12 protein-coding genes are annotated in these 15,384 nt (G+C 65.8%); 4 read left to right on the forward strand and 8 right to left on the reverse strand.

From position 1 onward, the window contains the following. Positions 1-153: 153 nt before the first annotated feature. Positions 154-1,167 carry a tRNA pseudouridine(13) synthase TruD gene (gene truD, locus O9Y01_RS12425; protein WP_269631897.1) on the forward strand — a complete coding sequence of 338 codons (1,014 nt, stop codon included), beginning with the start codon at positions 154-156 and terminating at the stop codon, positions 1,165-1,167. Positions 1,168-1,614: 447 nt separating this feature from the next. Here truD and O9Y01_RS12430 read toward each other — a convergent pair whose 3' ends face one another. Both O9Y01_RS12430 and O9Y01_RS12435 read right to left on the reverse strand, forming a co-directional pair. Further along, positions 1,615-2,004 carry a restriction endonuclease gene (locus O9Y01_RS12430; protein ID WP_269631898.1) on the reverse strand — a complete coding sequence of 130 codons (390 nt, stop codon included), beginning with the start codon at positions 2,002-2,004 and terminating at the stop codon, positions 1,615-1,617. Then, entirely contained in the window at positions 2,001-2,141 is a 141-nt protein-coding gene (locus O9Y01_RS12435) for a restriction endonuclease (RefSeq protein ID WP_269632134.1), read from the reverse strand. Before O9Y01_RS12435 ends, O9Y01_RS12430 begins: the two co-directional genes overlap by 4 nt. 759 nt (positions 2,142-2,900) lie before the next feature. Here O9Y01_RS12435 and O9Y01_RS12440 point away from each other — a divergent pair. Then, complete coding sequence (locus tag O9Y01_RS12440; protein ID WP_269631899.1) at positions 2,901-4,238, forward strand: DUF3422 family protein; 1,338 nt, start codon at positions 2,901-2,903, stop codon at positions 4,236-4,238. A 21-nt stretch (positions 4,239-4,259) separates the two neighbouring features. Here O9Y01_RS12440 and O9Y01_RS12445 read toward each other — a convergent pair whose 3' ends face one another. After that, entirely contained in the window at positions 4,260-5,717 is a 1,458-nt protein-coding gene (locus O9Y01_RS12445; protein ID WP_269631900.1) for a flavin monoamine oxidase family protein, read from the reverse strand. Between the two features lie 659 nt (positions 5,718-6,376). Here O9Y01_RS12445 and O9Y01_RS12450 point away from each other — a divergent pair. Then, a complete protein-coding gene (locus O9Y01_RS12450; protein WP_269631901.1) occupies positions 6,377-7,090 on the forward strand; it encodes a helix-turn-helix transcriptional regulator in 714 nt (237 codons plus the stop codon). A gap of 56 nt (positions 7,091-7,146) precedes the next feature. On the opposite strand, the gene O9Y01_RS12455 is transcribed toward O9Y01_RS12450, so the two are convergent. The 5 genes from O9Y01_RS12455 to O9Y01_RS12475 form a co-directional block, all read right to left on the reverse strand. Then, entirely contained in the window at positions 7,147-8,532 is a 1,386-nt protein-coding gene (locus O9Y01_RS12455; protein ID WP_269631902.1) for a flavin monoamine oxidase family protein, read from the reverse strand. Between the two features lie 427 nt (positions 8,533-8,959). After that, on the reverse strand, positions 8,960-10,027 hold the full coding sequence (gene alr, locus O9Y01_RS12460; protein WP_269631903.1) for an alanine racemase: 1,068 nt from the start codon (positions 10,025-10,027) through the stop codon (positions 8,960-8,962). Beyond that, the gene (locus tag O9Y01_RS12465; protein ID WP_269631904.1) at positions 10,024-11,325 is read right to left on the reverse strand and encodes a D-amino acid dehydrogenase; all 1,302 of its coding nucleotides are present in this window, start codon (positions 11,323-11,325) and stop codon (positions 10,024-10,026) included. Before O9Y01_RS12465 ends, alr begins: the two co-directional genes overlap by 4 nt. Positions 11,326-11,340: 15 nt before the next feature. Beyond that, complete coding sequence (locus tag O9Y01_RS12470) at positions 11,341-12,846, reverse strand: CoA-acylating methylmalonate-semialdehyde dehydrogenase (protein ID WP_269631905.1); 1,506 nt, start codon at positions 12,844-12,846, stop codon at positions 11,341-11,343. A gap of 20 nt (positions 12,847-12,866) precedes the next feature. Beyond that, on the reverse strand, positions 12,867-14,216 hold the full coding sequence (locus O9Y01_RS12475) for an aspartate aminotransferase family protein (RefSeq protein WP_269631906.1): 1,350 nt from the start codon (positions 14,214-14,216) through the stop codon (positions 12,867-12,869). 112 nt (positions 14,217-14,328) lie between these two features. Here O9Y01_RS12475 and O9Y01_RS12480 point away from each other — a divergent pair, with 112 nt between their 5' ends. Beyond that, on the forward strand, positions 14,329-15,255 hold the full coding sequence (locus O9Y01_RS12480) for a LysR family transcriptional regulator (RefSeq protein WP_269631907.1): 927 nt from the start codon (positions 14,329-14,331) through the stop codon (positions 15,253-15,255). Positions 15,256-15,384: the final 129 nt, after the last annotated feature.

A 15,384-nucleotide genomic window follows, 5' to 3' on the forward strand; every position in this document is an offset into this window, starting at 1 on the left:
TCAGGTGACAGCTGTCGCGTCCGGCGGACGGTGTTTGATCTGGCTCAGCCCCCCGGCCGGCCCGCCGTGCCAGCCGGGAGACAATCAACGATTGGCCCGCCCCGGGGTCGGCCAGACAGCCCGCCCCCAACCACAACTGGTTCCCCCAGCCCCATGACCGACGCTCACTACACGACCTTGCCACAGTGGCCCAATGCCTATCCGGCCAGCGGCGCCCGTGCCACGCTGAAGCTCCTCAACGAGGATTTCATCGTGACCGAGCTGCCACTGCAGCTGCCCTCTGGCGAAGGCGAGCACCTGTGGCTGGACGTCGAAAAGAACGGCGCCAACACCGCCTTCGTTGCGCAGCAGCTGGCCGAGGCCGCCGGCGTGCAGGAACGCGATGTGGGCTATGCCGGCCTCAAGGACCGCTACGCCCTCACCCGGCAGTGGTTCAGCATCTATCTGCCCAAGGGAGAGACCCCCGACCTGACCCAGCTCCAGCACCCGGAGTTCAAGGTCCTGAGCCAGAGCCGCCACGTGAAGAAGCTGCGCCCGGGGGATCTGCAGGGCAACCGCTTCCGCATCGTGCTGAGAGCGGTGAGCGGCGACCGCGATGCCATCGAGGCCAATCTGCAGGCCGTGGCGTCGCAGGGCGTGCCCAACTACTTTGGCGCCCAGCGCTTCGGCCATGACGGCGGCAATGTCGAACAGGGCCGCGCCATGCTGGCGCGCGAGATCCGCGTGCGCAACCCGAAGAAGAAGGGCATCTACCTGTCAGCCGTGCGCTCCTTTGTCTTCAATGAAGTACTGGCGCTGCGGATTCAGCAAGGCCTCTGGGGCAAGTCCCTGCCTGGCGACGTGATGGACGAGGCGGGCCGCCCCACCGGGCCGCTCTGGGGGCGGGGCCGCGTCAGCGCCACCGATCAGGCGCAGGCCCTGGAGATGGGCGTGGCGCAACGTCACCCCGCCTTGTGCGACGGCATGGAACACGCCGGCCTGGACCAGGAGCGACGCGCCCTGGTGGCGAGCCCGGCGGACATGGCCTGGGAATGGCCTCAAGCGGATCAATTGGTGCTGACGTTCTCCTTGCCGGCCGGGAACTACGCCACCTCCGTGCTGAACGAGATCCTTCGCACCGAGGAGCCCGATCGCCAGATGGAGAGCGAGGCGGCGCTTGGTGAATGAGGGCGGCGACCCTGAAGTCGCCGACCAGCCCTGCGTGTTCTGCTCGAGCTCATGCAGCCCGCTCGGGAAGTCGTGCTGATAGCCCTGCCGACGACGCCCGAAAAGGACGTGTCCGCCGTTTGATCTGCCGTTCGATGGCCCCACAGGCGGTGGAGCCGGCTCACAAGGCTGAAGAGGGTCTCGCCCGGGAGCCACGGAAGCAGCTCCCGCAGCAGGCGTTCGGCACCGGCCGCAGGGACAAGCTTGTTCCCGCAATCCGGCGTTCGGTCGCCAGGCCGCATGGGGACTCAGCCCGTGTTGACGACTTTAATTGTCAAAAACACACCTCGTGTTTCGGGCAATTAGAGTCGTAAACATGAGTCCTGGATTCTTGCCAATCTCCGTCGTACTGAAACCGAGTGTCGCCAAGCCAAAGTCGTAAACACTCACCGCACCCAGCGACTGGGCCTAAGCAGCGCGCATCGGCATAGTTGTCTTGCACTTTGGGAACGCCGGGCATCCCCAGAACGGAGCGCCACCATTGCGGGACACTCGATCAACCATCTTGACACCGCAGTTGACGCAGGTGGGCCGCCAGTACTCGCCCTCCAGCGCAACGTTGAGCAGCTCGGACTGCTGCTCAGGCGTCCATGACGCGATGAGCTGAGGCAGCTTGTCGACGCTTAGCAAGTTCACGCCGTTCTCCGCGGCGAAGGCCATGGCGTCGGCCGTGAATGTCGACGTCGTCGCGAACTGGCCTCGCTTCACGTTCTGCGCCGCCATCACCCCGCGCAACTCGCGAATCTTGTCAACGCCGACCTTCTTGCCCTGCCAGTGCTTGCACTGCACCAGGCTCACAGGGGCCGCGGGCTGATTCCGGGAGACAGCCAAATGTCTATGCCGCCATCAGCACCGTGCGACTGGGACTTGGTCTCAAAGCCTACCTGTTTGAACAGCGCTTCGACGACTGCCTCAAAGCGTCGCCACTCGATCATGTCGAACACGGCCTGGCTCCACCTATCAGGCCGCTCCTCAGGCTTAGCTGCAGCCGGTACTTCGGCAGATTGAGCAGGCGTCGACGCCTCCACCGCCGCACGCGTTCCCTGTCGCGAGCGCTTCGAGTGTGTTTGAACTTGGCCGACCACCTCCGATTCACCATCGGGCGCCGATATCGGCACGCTGCGGGCTCATATCTTGTGAGCGACAAACAAGAGACCGGCACCGCCAGCCAACAAGAGCAGTCCCAGGGGCCATAGCTTCCCAGACACTGCCGCCATCGGCGTCGCCTTCAAGGCAAACGGCAACACCGTCACCAACAAACCCATGCCGAGGATATTGACGCCGGCCGCTTCCAGTTTGCGCGTCTGGCGCGCTGCTGACTTTGATCGTTTTTCCACTGGGGCCGCCCCTTCGGGCGGGGATCATAACTAGCAGTGCCATGGCGGTTTCAGAGTCCATAGCAATCAATGAAATGCGAGCCATCGGTGCCAATGCGCTCGGGCGCAACGATCTATGCCTGAGCTGAATCCACCGATTGCAGACGCGGGCAACAGGCGGCCCCAGGCAGCCCCGCCCCGGCAGAGCTCAGAAGCTGTCTGCCCATGCCTCGCCGCAAGCGATGGCAGTCCTGATTGGCGAGCACAGGCGACTGCTACGGGTTCGCCATCCGCGGAAGCAGTGTTCTCCGATTCAGCGAGGCATTGCGACGCAGCGCGCCGCATACTCGAAGCCCCCGGTCAGCCCGCTTCATCGCCATGCCCGCCGATCCGACCACGACCCCGCAGCGCCTGCTTCCGCCCGACGATGCATTGCGGACTGAGCTGCATAACGAGGTGCATGCTCGTCCACCTGCACGGATCCGCACACCGGCACTGGTGACTTTCGTCGCGGTGCTGAACCGCGATGTGCCACGCGAGCTCGAACTCGCCCATCTTCGGATGCTTCCAGGCCAGCAGGCTCTCAGCGCCTCCGATGTTCAGGCCAACTTTCTTCGACTGCATCTGGGCGGCTACACCTTGAAGTGGGAGCGGCACACCGAGTTCACCCGCTACTCCGTGGTGTCTCCCTTGCCGGAGAGTCTCGGCCTCACGGCCAGCAACCCGGACCTTGGATCAGCCATGGGCATCGACCCCGCCTGGCTCGCGGCCATCCCTGGCAGCACGGTGTCGGCCATTCAGCTTGCGATGCTGGAGCACCCGCTCGATGACCCTCCGGCGGCACTGGCCCTGGGTCAGCGCTGGCTGGGAGGGCAGGATGCGCTGGCGGCGCTCTTGGGTCAGGCTCGGACGATGGTGATGAGCGACTTCCGCCTTCGCAAGGATGGCTTCGAACGCATGCTGGTACTCGCCCCCGAGGGCATCACGCCTGCGCGTGTAGGTCGGGTATCGCAACGGCTTCTGGAACTCGAGGTCTATCGCCTGATGGCGCTGCGGGGACTCCCCGTCACCAAGTCCCTATCGCCGATGTTGCTGCGTGCGGAGTCTGGCCTGGCGGAGATCATCGGCCAGTTGGAAACGCGCGCTGACACCGAGCAGGCGCTGCTGGACACGCTGATTCACCTGGCCGCGCGCGTCGAGCGCGCCACCGCGGAGCACATGTACCGGTTCTCTGCATCGCAGGCCTACGCCGAGCTCGTGCGCCAACGCATCAACGACCTGCGAGAGCAAGCCATCCCGGGTACGCAGACGCCGGGGGACTTCATCCAGCGACGGCTCTCACCAGCCATGGCGACCGTGGCTTCGACGGCTCAGCGCCTGGCCTCGCTGTCCCAGCGAATCGAGCGCACAAGCGCCTTGCTGCGCACCCGTGTCGACATCGCCACGGAGGCCCAGAACCAGGAGCTGCTCGCCCGCCTCACGCGAGGGCAGCAGCTGCAACTGAACCTGCAGACCACCGTGGAGGGGCTGTCAATCGCCGCCATCTCCTATTACGTTGTGAGCCTGCTGCTGTATGGCGCCAAGGCGCTCAAAGGGGCGGGCCTGGCCATTCAGCCAGAAATGACTGCGGGTGCGCTGATCCCACTCGTCCTGTGGGGCGTGTGGCGGGCGACACGCCGCGTGCACGACCGCCTGCATCGCGAACAGGGCTTGTAAGCCTTTGCCCGTCATTTCAAACTAGGCGCGGATGCGCTCGGCCGCGATGAACCCGCTCTGCGCAGCCGCCTCGAAGGTCGGGTAGATCGTGTAGTCCCCCGCCAGGACGAGCGGCCCTTCGTTCAAACGATCCAGCTGGAGAAGCCGGCCGTAAGCGCCGAGCGACATGATCGGGTAGGCGTGGGAGAAGCGCTGGATGTCGTGGCCGACCACCCGCTGAGTGGCGCCCGGAAAGACTTTCTCCAGATCGACATAGAGCTTGCGGAGCAGCACCTCGTCGCTCCATTCGAGCACCGAGCGATCCTGCCCACTGGCCGGCGCCATGTACACCGAGGCAATGCCCGTGCGCGGCAAACGACGAGCGCGATCGTGAAGCCGCTCGACCCAGGTGGCATCGTAGACATCGGTGAAGACGTAGCCGTCCGGCACCGCCAGGTCGAAGGCTCTGTCAAAGATCGGTTCGTCCGTGAAGAGCGCTACCGTAGCGTAGGCGGCATAGCGCACTGACTGAAGCAGCCGTCGTCGCTCCTCAGTCAGCGCCTGCTCGGCAATCGCCAGCGTGACGGGCGCGGGCGTCGCCAGCACGACCTTGCGCGTCATCACCGTGACCTCACCCGCTCGTGCATCCTGGTACGTCACCTCGAACAACTCGCCGACTGGTCGGACGCGGGTGACGGTGCACCCACGACGCAGCCGCTCGCCCAGGACGCGCGCGAGCGCGCCCGTGAGCTCGGTGATGCCCGTCTTGAAGGAATAGGCACCCGAGCGTTCCGGCTCATCCGCATCCTCGGCGTCATCGGCATCTCCTTCGGCGTCGCCGTAGTCGAAGGCGGCCTCCGGCAGAAAGCTCAGGGCCGAGATCTCGTTCAGCGTTGCACCGAACAGGCCCTTGGCGCTCACGTTGTACTTGCGAAGGAACACCTCGGGCATGCCGTTCTCCCGCAACCACTGCAGGGCGGTGATGCCGTCCAGCCGGCGGTTCATGGCGTTGTACTCGAGCGAAGGAATTTCGTCGTAATGCTGGAAGGCCTGCAGCACGAGCTGCTTGAATCGCCGGTACGTCGCGGCGTCGCTGTTCTGGACCAGGTAGCGTCGCAGCCCGCTCTGGCCGTAGTGAAAACGCTGGCCATCGAACTGCGCATCCATCGGTGATGGAATTTCACAGGGCTCCAGCCCGAGATCATCAGCCAGGGTCTCCAGCGCTCCGTCCAGCTTGCCCAGGTACTCGGTGCCCTTGGCATAGGTATAGCCGGCGTGATGACCGGACAGCGTGCGGCCACCGGCTGAGCCGCCAGGCTCCAGGACGAGCAGGTCCTGATCTCGCAAAGCGTAGGCGCAGGTCAGTCCGGCGATGCCCGCACCAATCACCACGACAGACTTCGGCTGCTCGCCCACTGCCGCCATGGCCCGGCCAGCCGCGCCGCAGCTGGCCACTGCCAGCGCCTTGGCGGCCACCGCGAGTAGTTCTCTTCTGTTCATCTCTGACGCTCCTGACTGCGGGAAGAGGGCCTGCACACGTGCCCTTCGCAGGTCAGTGTTGCGTCGCCAGATGGAGATTGCATGGAGCCTGGATGGATGTTGCGTGGAGATCCCGTCCGCTTTCGAATCGATTGACCCTGATCAACGATATACCCAGAATCCATCGGCTCTTCCGGCCGTCCTGCCGCATTCGAAAGTCGCCCATAAAGTGTGGTTTGCTGTCCGAGTACGGGGAATCATGGAGCCCTTGCGGCGACCAGCTCCAGTACATTTTTCAGCACCCCACCGAACTCTGGACGGTGGCCTAGGCGCCCGCAGCGATCGATCCGCATCGCGCCTTCGCCACCGCGGCGACCCTACCGGTCGTGCCACCACCCCGGCAACGGGCGGGCGCCGTTCACAGGCCATCGCCTGCGCGCACGGGATGCCTGACATCGATCTGTCCAATCACACGTAGAGTCCTTCGCATGCCACCGTTTCAACTGATGGGCCAGGCCGCGTCGCCGGCTGCCGTACTTCCTGGCTCAGTGGTCCATCACCTTGACTGGGACGGATCACCGCCGCATGCCGCCAGAAGCCTGGGCCCCGCGTTCGAAGAGATCGGCTCTCTGGCCCGATCCCTGGGGCACCCTTCCTTTCCTCGGATGCTGTGGGCCTTCGTGAACGCGCGCGTGCCCATCGCCTGCCTGGAGCTGTGCTGCCACACGCGTGACCCCGCCCGTTCACGCATGGTGAACATCGAATGGCTGGGTGCCGCCTCGGGAGCGGGCTATCCCGACAACGACCTCGAACAGGAAGCCAAGACCTACCTCAAGCGCCATTGGCACCTCGACCCGCTGATGCCACGCATCCTTCAGCTCGAAGGATCGGGCGGCTTCCAGATCACGCCAGACCAGATCAGCACCGCCGATGCCCGCGAGGAGTGGTTTGATGGCGGGTTGGTGCCGGAGCACTACGCCATCTGTGAGGCCTTCGGTGACTTCATCTACGTGCTGTACTGCATGCGGACTTCGGAGCAGGCCCCCTTCAGCGACGGCGAACGGGCCGAGCTGCATCGCATGGCCGGCTTGGCGCTGCCGCTGCTGCGCAACCACGCGGAGATCCTCCCTGCCAAGCTGAGCATCCTCGATCACAACCCGACCCTGCGAAAGCACCTCGCCCGGCAGCTCGAACTGCAAGGACTCGAGCTGTCGCACCGTGAGTTCGAGGTCTGCCTGGCGGTGCTGTCTGGCAAGCCGCTGGCGCAGATGGCCGATGACATGGGCCTGCAACCGTCGTCAGTCAAGACCTACACCACGCGGGCACTCGACAAGCTGGGCGTTCGCAGCAAGAGCGATCTGTTCAGTTGGTGCTTCTCGTCACCCACGCCCTGAGTTCTTCGAGAACCACTTGCGGGTCGAGAGCAGGCCCGGAGGGCCCGCTCTCTCGATCAGGCCTTCAGTGCCAGGATCTGGTTTGCAGCCCGCTCGCCGCTCAGGTAGGCGCCGTGCGTGGTTTGCGGATAGTCCGGGTGCGTGTGCTCACCGGCGAAGAACACGCGGTTCGATACCGCGGTGGTGAGCGTCTTGACCATGGCCGGCGTGGAACCCGTGGCAAAGAAGGAGTAGGACCCATAGCTGAAGGGGTCCTGGTCCCAGCGGGTGACCTGGTAGTCGGTCGGGTTGGGAATGCCATCACCGAACATGTCACGCAGCACATCCATGGCCTTGTCGACGATCTGCCAGTCGGCCAGCGCTTCTTGCTGCTGACCGTAGAAGCCGGCTGTGAAACCAATGAGCACGGCCTTGCCGTTGAGCGCCGGAGAGGGATTGAACCAATCGTGGAACTTGCCCAGCTCGGCAGACGTCGGCACATAGGCGAGCCAGTCCTTCGCCGGCCAGAACACTGACGGGAAGCGCAGCACCACCTTGTTCAGCACCCCGGTGCCCATGCCCAGCTTCGAGATGGCCGTTGAGTAGGCGCTGGGCAGCGCCGGGCTGAAGCTGATCTTGTTCTTCTTCAATACGCCCAGCGGCACCGTGACGATGACCCGGTCGGCCGTGTAGGTGCCCACGTTGGTGGTGACGGTCACGCCCGTGCCGGTGTAGGCGATCTTGCTCACGATCTGGTTCAGGCGGATGTCCTGCCCCTGGGCGAGCGCATTCACGATGGGCTCGTAGCCGGTGTCGGGCAGATAGACCTCGGGGCCGGGGAATTCCTTGGCGTTATCCCAGTACCAGGCGGACAGTTCTGCGGTGTCGCCCGCATACTCGTAGCCACCGATCTCCCGCATCCAATAGTCCGTCAGGCGCTTGTCATAGGCGTCCATCGACGCATAGCCGATCTTGTTCTTGGTGTACTGCATCAGTGACATCTCCGAATTGGAGTCGCCACTGCTTTCCATGGCCTTTCGGACCTTGTCGCCCATCGTGTTGAAGTAGGTCAGGTCCGCGCCGGTCAGCGGCCCGTCACCCGCCTCGTACGCGGTGGTCTTGTCATAGGAGTCGGCCGCGAGGCGCAGGCCCAGCGCCTTGGCGATCGGTGTAATGGGGTTGCCCTTGCCGGACTCATGGATCCAGGTCGCCCCCAGATCCATCGGCAGATCAGCCCACTTGTGGCTGGTGTAGCAGCGCCCGCCGAAGCGGTTACGGCCCTCCAGGATCGTCACCAGATGGCCTTTCGCCTTGAGGATCTGTCCCGCACGAAGCCCGGCGAGCCCGGCCCCGATGATCAACACGTTTTGCCGGCCGATCGCGTGGGCGACCTGAGGGACGGTGGCGGAGGCAGCGGCCAAGGCACCTGTGCCGGCCATCTGCAAGAGTTCACGACGCTTCATCTCGACAATCTCCTGGAAGAGTGGAGGGCCCTCCGTGGAGGCGCCCGAACGGGGACAAGCTCATCAACCGAAACTGCGGATTCCCTCAACACCTGTCGCAATCACCGCGAACCAGGCGTCAGAGCGCCAGGCCAGCCTTGCTTCTTCTTGTCTTGGATCTGTGCGCCCGAGCCCCTGCGATGGCCAGGTGGCGGCGTGACGAGTAGCGTCACCCGGCGGACCGGAACCCCGGGCGCTCTCCCGCGATACGACAGGAGAACGACAGGCACACGGTAGCGAAGGGAGACCGGCGCTGTATGCCGGCCGATTGGAGGACAGGCGATTCTTCAAACGCTGCTAGGCCGGCGCCGATCAGCTTGGGGATGGCACCGACGCTCCCGCGTCGGCGATGGATGCGAGGCCGGCGCCGCGCGTGCAGCGCCGCCTGTCAGTCCAGGTACTGCAAGGGCACACGCTTGACGTTGCACAGCAACTCGTACGCAATCGTGCCCGCACGGGAGGCCACCTCGTTCACGGGAATCGTGGGCCCCCACAGCTCCACGGGGCTGCCGATGCCCGCGTGCGGCAGGGGCGTGAGGTCGACGGTCAACATGTCCATGGACACGCGTCCGATCAGCCGCGTCCGTTGCCCGTCGACCGCCACCGGCGTGCCCGTGGCCGCCGCGCGGGGGTAGCCGTCCGCGTAGCCCAGCGCCACCAGGCCCACGCGCGTGGGCTCTGTCGCGCGGAAGGCACCGCCGTAGCCGAGCGTCTCCCCGGGCTGCAGCAAGCGCTGAGAAAACACGTGGCTGCGAAGCGTCATGACCGGCGCCAGCGGCGAGGCACTGCTGCCGAGCGGATCGGCACCATACAAGGCAATACCGGGCCGACCCCAGTCCCGCCGGGCCGCTGGCCAGGCGAGGATGCCAGCGGAGTTGCACAGGCTGCGGGGCCCCGCCAGGCCTTGTGTGGCCGCCTCGAATACTGCCAGCTGCTCGCGTGTGGCGGGGCAGTCGGGCTCGTCCGCACGAGCAAAGTGAGTCATCAAGGTGATCGAATGCGCCTGCCCTGTTGCCTGCAATCGGCGATACGCCGCGGCGGCGGCGTCCGGCGCAAAGCCCGCGCGGTGCATGCCACTGTCGATCTTCAGCCAGAAGGAGGCGGGCACGCGAGGCAGTGGCGTTCGCTCGATCATGCGCAGTTGGTCCTCATGGTGGACCACCAATGCAATGCCGCCGGCCACGGCTTCCACGAGCTCCCGCGCATCGAAAGCGCCTTCCAGCACCAACAGCGGGCCTTCGATGCCCGCGGCACGCAGTTGGCGCGCCTCCTCCAGAAAGGCCACGCCGAAGCCGTCGCTGGTGCCGCCCAGTGCCCGGGCACAAGCCACCGCGCCATGCCCGTAGGCATTGGACTTGAGCACCGCGATCTGCCTTCCGCCATGCATGGAGCGCATCACCCGTGCGTTATGGCGCAAGGCACGCAGATCAATGAGCGCAGCACTGGGCCGCGTCATGACGTGGCCCCGACGGAGACCTCGGCGCTGCGGCCGCGCGGCTGGTCGAGGTAGCGGGCCATTGACAAGCCCTCCGTGCTGATCGCCGGGCGCCGGCCATTGATCTGGTCAGCCAGCAGCTGACCCGAGCCGCAGGCCATGGTCCAGCCGAGGGTGCCATGACCGGTATTCAGGAACAGCTCGGGATAGCGCGTCGCCCCGACGATGGGCGTGCCGTCGGGGGTCATCGGGCGCAGTCCCGTCCAGAAGGTGGCACGCGGCACATCACCGCCTGGGAAGAGGTCTTGGACCACCTTCTCCAGCGTCTCGCGTCGGCGTGGGTTCAGCCGCAGGTCAAAGCCGGCGATCTCCGCCATCCCGCCGACCCGGATGCGCTGGTCAAAGCGAGTCAGCGCGATCTTGTAGGTCTCGTCGAGGACGGTGGACACCGGCGCGCGCCGTTCATCGGTCAGCGGCACCGTGAGCGAATAGCCTTTGAGCGGATAGACCGGGATATTCAAGCCCAGCGGCAGCAGCAGATCACGCGTGTAGCTGCCGAAGGCCTGGACGTACCGGTCGGCGCGCAACAGCTCGCCGCTCGCGAGGCGGACACCACGTACGCGGCCGCCCTCCACCTCGATCGCCACGACACGGCTGTCAAAGCGCCCCTCCACCCCCAAGCCAGGCAATGTGCGGGCCAGCGCCCGTGTGAACAGATGGCAGTCGCCGGTCTCGTCGTTGGGCAGCCGCAAGCCACCCGCAAGCGGGCTCTGGACATGAGCCAGCGCCGGCTCGACCCTCGACAGGCCGCTGCGGTCCAGCAGCTCGAACGGCACGCCGCATTCGCGCAATACGGCGATGTCGCGCTGCGCGGCGTCCAGTTGTGCCTGCGAACGGAACAGCTGGAGCGTCCCGCCGGTGCGGTGCTCGTAGCCAAGGTACATCTCCTGGCGCAAGGCACGAAGGCAGTCCCGGCTGTACTCCGCCACCCGCATCATGCGCTCCTTGTTGACGGCATAGCGCTCGGACGTGCAGTTGCGCAGCATGGCGGCCATCCACTGCAGTTGGAAAAGCGTGCCGTCCGGGCGGATCGCCAGGGGCGCATGCCTTGAGAACAGCCATTTCATCGCCTTCAGCGGGATGCCAGGCGCCGCCCAGGGGGTGGAGTACCCCGGCGACACCTGCCCCGCGTTGGCGAAGCTGGTTTCCATTCCCGGGGTCGGCTGCCGATCCACCAGCGTGACCTCGGCCCCGCCTCGTGCCAGGTAGTACGCCGTGGTGGTGCCGACGACGCCGCCTCCGAGCACTAGAACTTTCATGGCGTTGACCCCGGCTCAGCGACTGGACGGGAAGCTGAAGACCGCACCTTCGCGCACACCGGCGCTCGGCCAGCGCTGCGTGATGGCCTTGCGCCGCGTGTAGAAGCGCACGGCGTCGGGACCGTAGGCATGCAGGTCGCCGAAGAGTGAGCGCTTCCAGCCGCCGAAGGAGTGGTACGCCACGGGCACCGGCAGCGGCACGTTGACACCCACCATGCCCACCTCGATGTGGTCCGTGAAGTGGCGCGCGGCCTCGCCGTCCCGCGTGAAGATGCAGGTGCCATTGCCGTACTCATGAGCATCGATCAGTGCCATGGCCTGCTCCAGGGAGTCCACGCGCACCACGCCGAGCACCGGCCCGAAAATCTCCTCCTGGTAGATCCGCATGCCCGGCTTGACGTGGTCAAAGAGGCAGGGGCCGAGGAAGTAGCCCTCCGCATGGCCAGGCACCTCGATGCCTCGGCCGTCGACAACGAGCGTGGCACCCTCCGCCACGCCTTGGTCGACATAGCTTCGCACCTTGGCCAGATGGGCCTGCGTCACGAGGGGGCCCATGTCGTTCTCCGGGTGGCGACCGGGGCCGACCTTCATCTTTGCAATCTCCGCGACCAGCCCCCGGACGATGGCATCCCCCGTCACCGGACCGACCGCGACGATCAGCGGCACGGCCATGCAGCGCTCGCCGCAAGAGCCATACGCCGCCCCCATCAACGCGCTGATGGTGTTGGGCAGATCGGCATCCGGCATCACCACCGCATGGTTCTTCGCGCCACCCAGCGCCTGCACGCGCTTGCCGTGGGCCGTCCCGGTTGCATAGATGGCTTCGGCGACCGGCGTCGACCCCACAAAGCTGACCGCCTTGACGCGGGGGTCCGTCAGAAGCACATCCACGGCTTCCTTGTCGCCCTGGACGACATTCAGCACGCCGGGCGGCAGGCCCGCTTCAAGGGCCAGTTCAGCGACGAGCAAGGCGCTAGAGGGCGCGCGTTCGGAGGGCTTGAGCACAAAGGTGTTGCCGCAGGCGACGGCCATGGGCCACATCCACAGCGGCACCATGACAGGGAAGTTGAATGGCGTGATGCCAGCAGCCACACCAATTGCCTGATGCTCACTCCAGGCGTCGATGCCGGGGCCGACCTGCCGGCTGTGCTCACCCTTCAGCAGCTCGGGCGCATAGCTCGCGTACTCCACGTTCTCGATACCGCGCTGCAGTTCGCCCATGCTGTCGGCCAGGACCTTGCCGTGCTCCAGCGTGATCAGCTCGCAAATGCGGGCGGCGTTGTCCTCCAGCAGCTGCTTCAGGCGGGACATGACACGGGCGCGCTTGAGCGGAGGCGTGGCCTTCCAGGCAGGCAGCGCCCGCTGCGCAGCGGCGATGGCGGCCTCCACGGTCGGCGCATCCGCGAGCGCCACCCTGGCGACAGGATGACCCGTGGAGGGATCGAATACATCGGCGTGGCGCTGGCCGCCCGCCTGCAGGCGGCCATCGATGAGGTGCTGGACAGTTCGTGCTTCAGTCATGGTGGGGGACTCGTGGGGGATCAGCGGGTTTCGTGCAGGGTCTGGCCGAGGGCGTCCACCAGGCGGTCGATTTCCTCGGGGGTGCTGGTGAAGGGGGGGGCAAGCTGCAGGGTGTCGCCGCCATAGCGCACGTAGAAGCCTTTCTCGTACATCGCCATCGCCACCTCGTAGGGCCGGCGTGCTGGCTCGCCGGGCGCACTGTCGACGGTGATGCCGGCCGCCAGACCGAAATTGCGGACGTCCGCCACATGCCGGACACCCTTCAGACCATGCACGGCCGATTCGAGGCGGGGGGACAGTTCGCGAACGCGGGCCAGGGCGTCGTCCTTCTCGAGCAGGTCGAGCGTCGCCAGTGCTGCGGCGCAGGCCACCGGGTGCGCCGAGTAGGTGTAGCCATGCGGGAACTCGAGGAGGTAGTCCGGCCCGCCTGCAGCCATGAAGGTGTCGTAGATCTCCTGCCGGGCGATGACGGCGCCCAGCGGCTGCGCGCCGTTGGTGACTTGCTTGGCGACGTTGATGATGTCCGGCGTCACCCCGAAGGCCTCGGCCCCCGTCCAATGTCCGGTGCGACCGAAGCCGGTGATGACCTCGTCAAAGATCAGCAGGATGTTGTGTGCCGTGCAGAGCTCCCGCAGGCGCTGCAGATAGCCCACCGGTGGCACCACCACACCGGCCGATCCAGAGAAGGGTTCGACGATGACGGCAGCGATGTTGGAGGCATCGTGCAGCTGGATCAGGTTCAGGAGGTCGTCAGCCAGATGCGCGCCTTCGGTCGGCATGCCCCGGAAGAAGCTGCCTGCGGGCGGCTGGGTGTGGGGGAGGTGGTCGGCCTCGACACCTTGCCCGTAGAGCTTGCGGTTGGCGGCAATGCCCCCGACCGAGATGCCACCAAAGTTGACACCGTGATAGCCCTTGCTTCGCCCGATGAGCCGCGTCTTGCCCGGCTGCCCCTTGAGTCGCCAGTAGGCGCGGGCCATCTTCAGCGAGGTATCCGCTGACTCAGAGCCCGATCCGGTGAAGAACACGCGATTGAGCCCGGCGGGCATGCGCTCAACGATGCGATTGGCCAGCTCAAACGACAGGGGATGCGCGAACTGAAACGCGGGCGAGTAGTCCAGGGTGCCCACCTGCTGAGCGACGGCCTCGACGATCTCCCGGCGGGCATGCCCCAGGCCCGTGCACCACAGCCCCGACAGGCCGTCAAAGATGTCCCGGCCATCATCCGACTTGTAGTAGTTGCCCTGCGCGGACGTGATGAGTCGGGCGTTCGCCTTGAACTCGCGATTGCCGGTGAAAGCCATCCAATGCGTGGCGAGGTGGGCGGGGTCCCGCTGAGGGCGGGGTGGGGTCCAAAGGACGTCGGTGCTCATGGCGGGATCTCCAGGGGGTCGGTCAAAGGGTTGACAGGCAACGATGGGCGTGATCCTCATGGAACTTGTTATTCAATAAAATGACTCGATACACCACTTCACTTGACGCTTTATGCAACCTAAGTCCAAAGCCCTGCTAGGGCGCGTCAGCGACATCGATCTGCGGCTGCTGCGCGTCTTCAAGGCGGTGGCGGACTGCGGCGGCATGGCCGCGGCCGAGCTGGAGCTGAACATCGCGATGTCGACCATCAGCCGGCACATCAAGGACCTGGAGGAACGCCTCGGCCTCGTGCTATGCCGCCGGGGCCGAGCAGGGTTCGCACTGAGCCCGGAGGGCGAGCGCGTCTATGCCGCCGCGGAGCACCTGCTGTCGGCCACCGAGTCCTTCCGCAGCAGCCTGCACGACATTCATCGGGGATTGGGGGGCGAACTGCACGTGGCACTGTTCGAGAAGACGGCCACCAATCCGGCGGCTCGCATCCCGCAGGCCATCGCACGCTTCCGGGACGTGGCGCCGGAGGTCGAGCTGCACCTGCATGTCGGCTCCATCACGATGATCGAGCAAGGCGTCATGGGGGGACAGTTCCTGCTGGGCATCATTCCCGAGCACCGGCGCTCCGAGAGCCTGGCCTACGACGAGCTCTTCGACGAGGTCATGAAGCTATACGCCGCTCCCGGTCACCCCTGGTTTGCGCCGGGGCGTCAAACGCCCGGCTGGAAGGACCTGGGCACCCAGGCGCTGGCCGGCCTGGGCTATCACTCGCCGAACATGATGCTGGCGCATGAGCACCGCCTCACTCGCGAGGCCACGGCCTCTGACCAGGAGGGCGTCGCCACCCTGGTGCTGTCGGGAGGCTTCGTCGGCTTCCTGCCGGACCACTATGCCGACACCTTCGTGCAAAGAGGCCAGATGAGGGCCGTGGCCCCGCGAACGCTGAACTACAGCTGTCGCTTCTCGTGTGTGCATCGCCGCGCCCCCGCCCTCTCCCGGGCCGCACAGATCTTCCGCGACGTCCTCATCGAGGCGCACCAGCGCTAAGGTCCAGTCCAGCGCTCAGCGACTCCCCGACTGCCCCGCTCGGCGCAGCAGATCGGTCACTTCAACCCGCACAGCGGGCCTGTCTGTCATCCCGCCAGCGGACAGACACGCGCAAGCCCCGCATCTACC

It is taken from the genome of Pelomonas sp. BJYL3, assembly GCF_027257975.1.
Taxonomy (GTDB): Bacteria; Pseudomonadota; Gammaproteobacteria; order Burkholderiales; family Burkholderiaceae_C; genus Roseateles_B; species Roseateles_B flavus.

Excerpts from the sequence above, each read along its gene's own strand:
- O9Y01_RS12465 (WP_269631904.1), bottom strand. The coding sequence starts at position 11,325 with ATGAAAGTTCTAGTGCTCGGAGGCGGCGTCGTCGGCACCACCACGGCG.
- truD (WP_269631897.1), top strand. The coding sequence starts at position 154 with ATGACCGACGCTCACTACACGACCTTGCCACAGTGGCCCAATGCCTAT.
- O9Y01_RS12475 (WP_269631906.1), bottom strand. The coding sequence starts at position 14,216 with ATGAGCACCGACGTCCTTTGGACCCCACCCCGCCCTCAGCGGGACCCC.
- O9Y01_RS12435 (WP_269632134.1), bottom strand. The coding sequence starts at position 2,141 with ATGATCGAGTGGCGACGCTTTGAGGCAGTCGTCGAAGCGCTGTTCAAA.
- O9Y01_RS12470 (WP_269631905.1), bottom strand. The coding sequence starts at position 12,846 with ATGACTGAAGCACGAACTGTCCAGCACCTCATCGATGGCCGCCTGCAG.
- O9Y01_RS12445 (WP_269631900.1), bottom strand. The coding sequence starts at position 5,717 with ATGAACAGAAGAGAACTACTCGCGGTGGCCGCCAAGGCGCTGGCAGTG.
- O9Y01_RS12480 (WP_269631907.1), top strand. The coding sequence starts at position 14,329 with ATGCAACCTAAGTCCAAAGCCCTGCTAGGGCGCGTCAGCGACATCGAT.
- O9Y01_RS12440 (WP_269631899.1), top strand. The coding sequence starts at position 2,901 with ATGCCCGCCGATCCGACCACGACCCCGCAGCGCCTGCTTCCGCCCGAC.
- O9Y01_RS12455 (WP_269631902.1), bottom strand. The coding sequence starts at position 8,532 with ATGAAGCGTCGTGAACTCTTGCAGATGGCCGGCACAGGTGCCTTGGCC.
- alr (WP_269631903.1), bottom strand. The coding sequence starts at position 10,027 with ATGACGCGGCCCAGTGCTGCGCTCATTGATCTGCGTGCCTTGCGCCAT.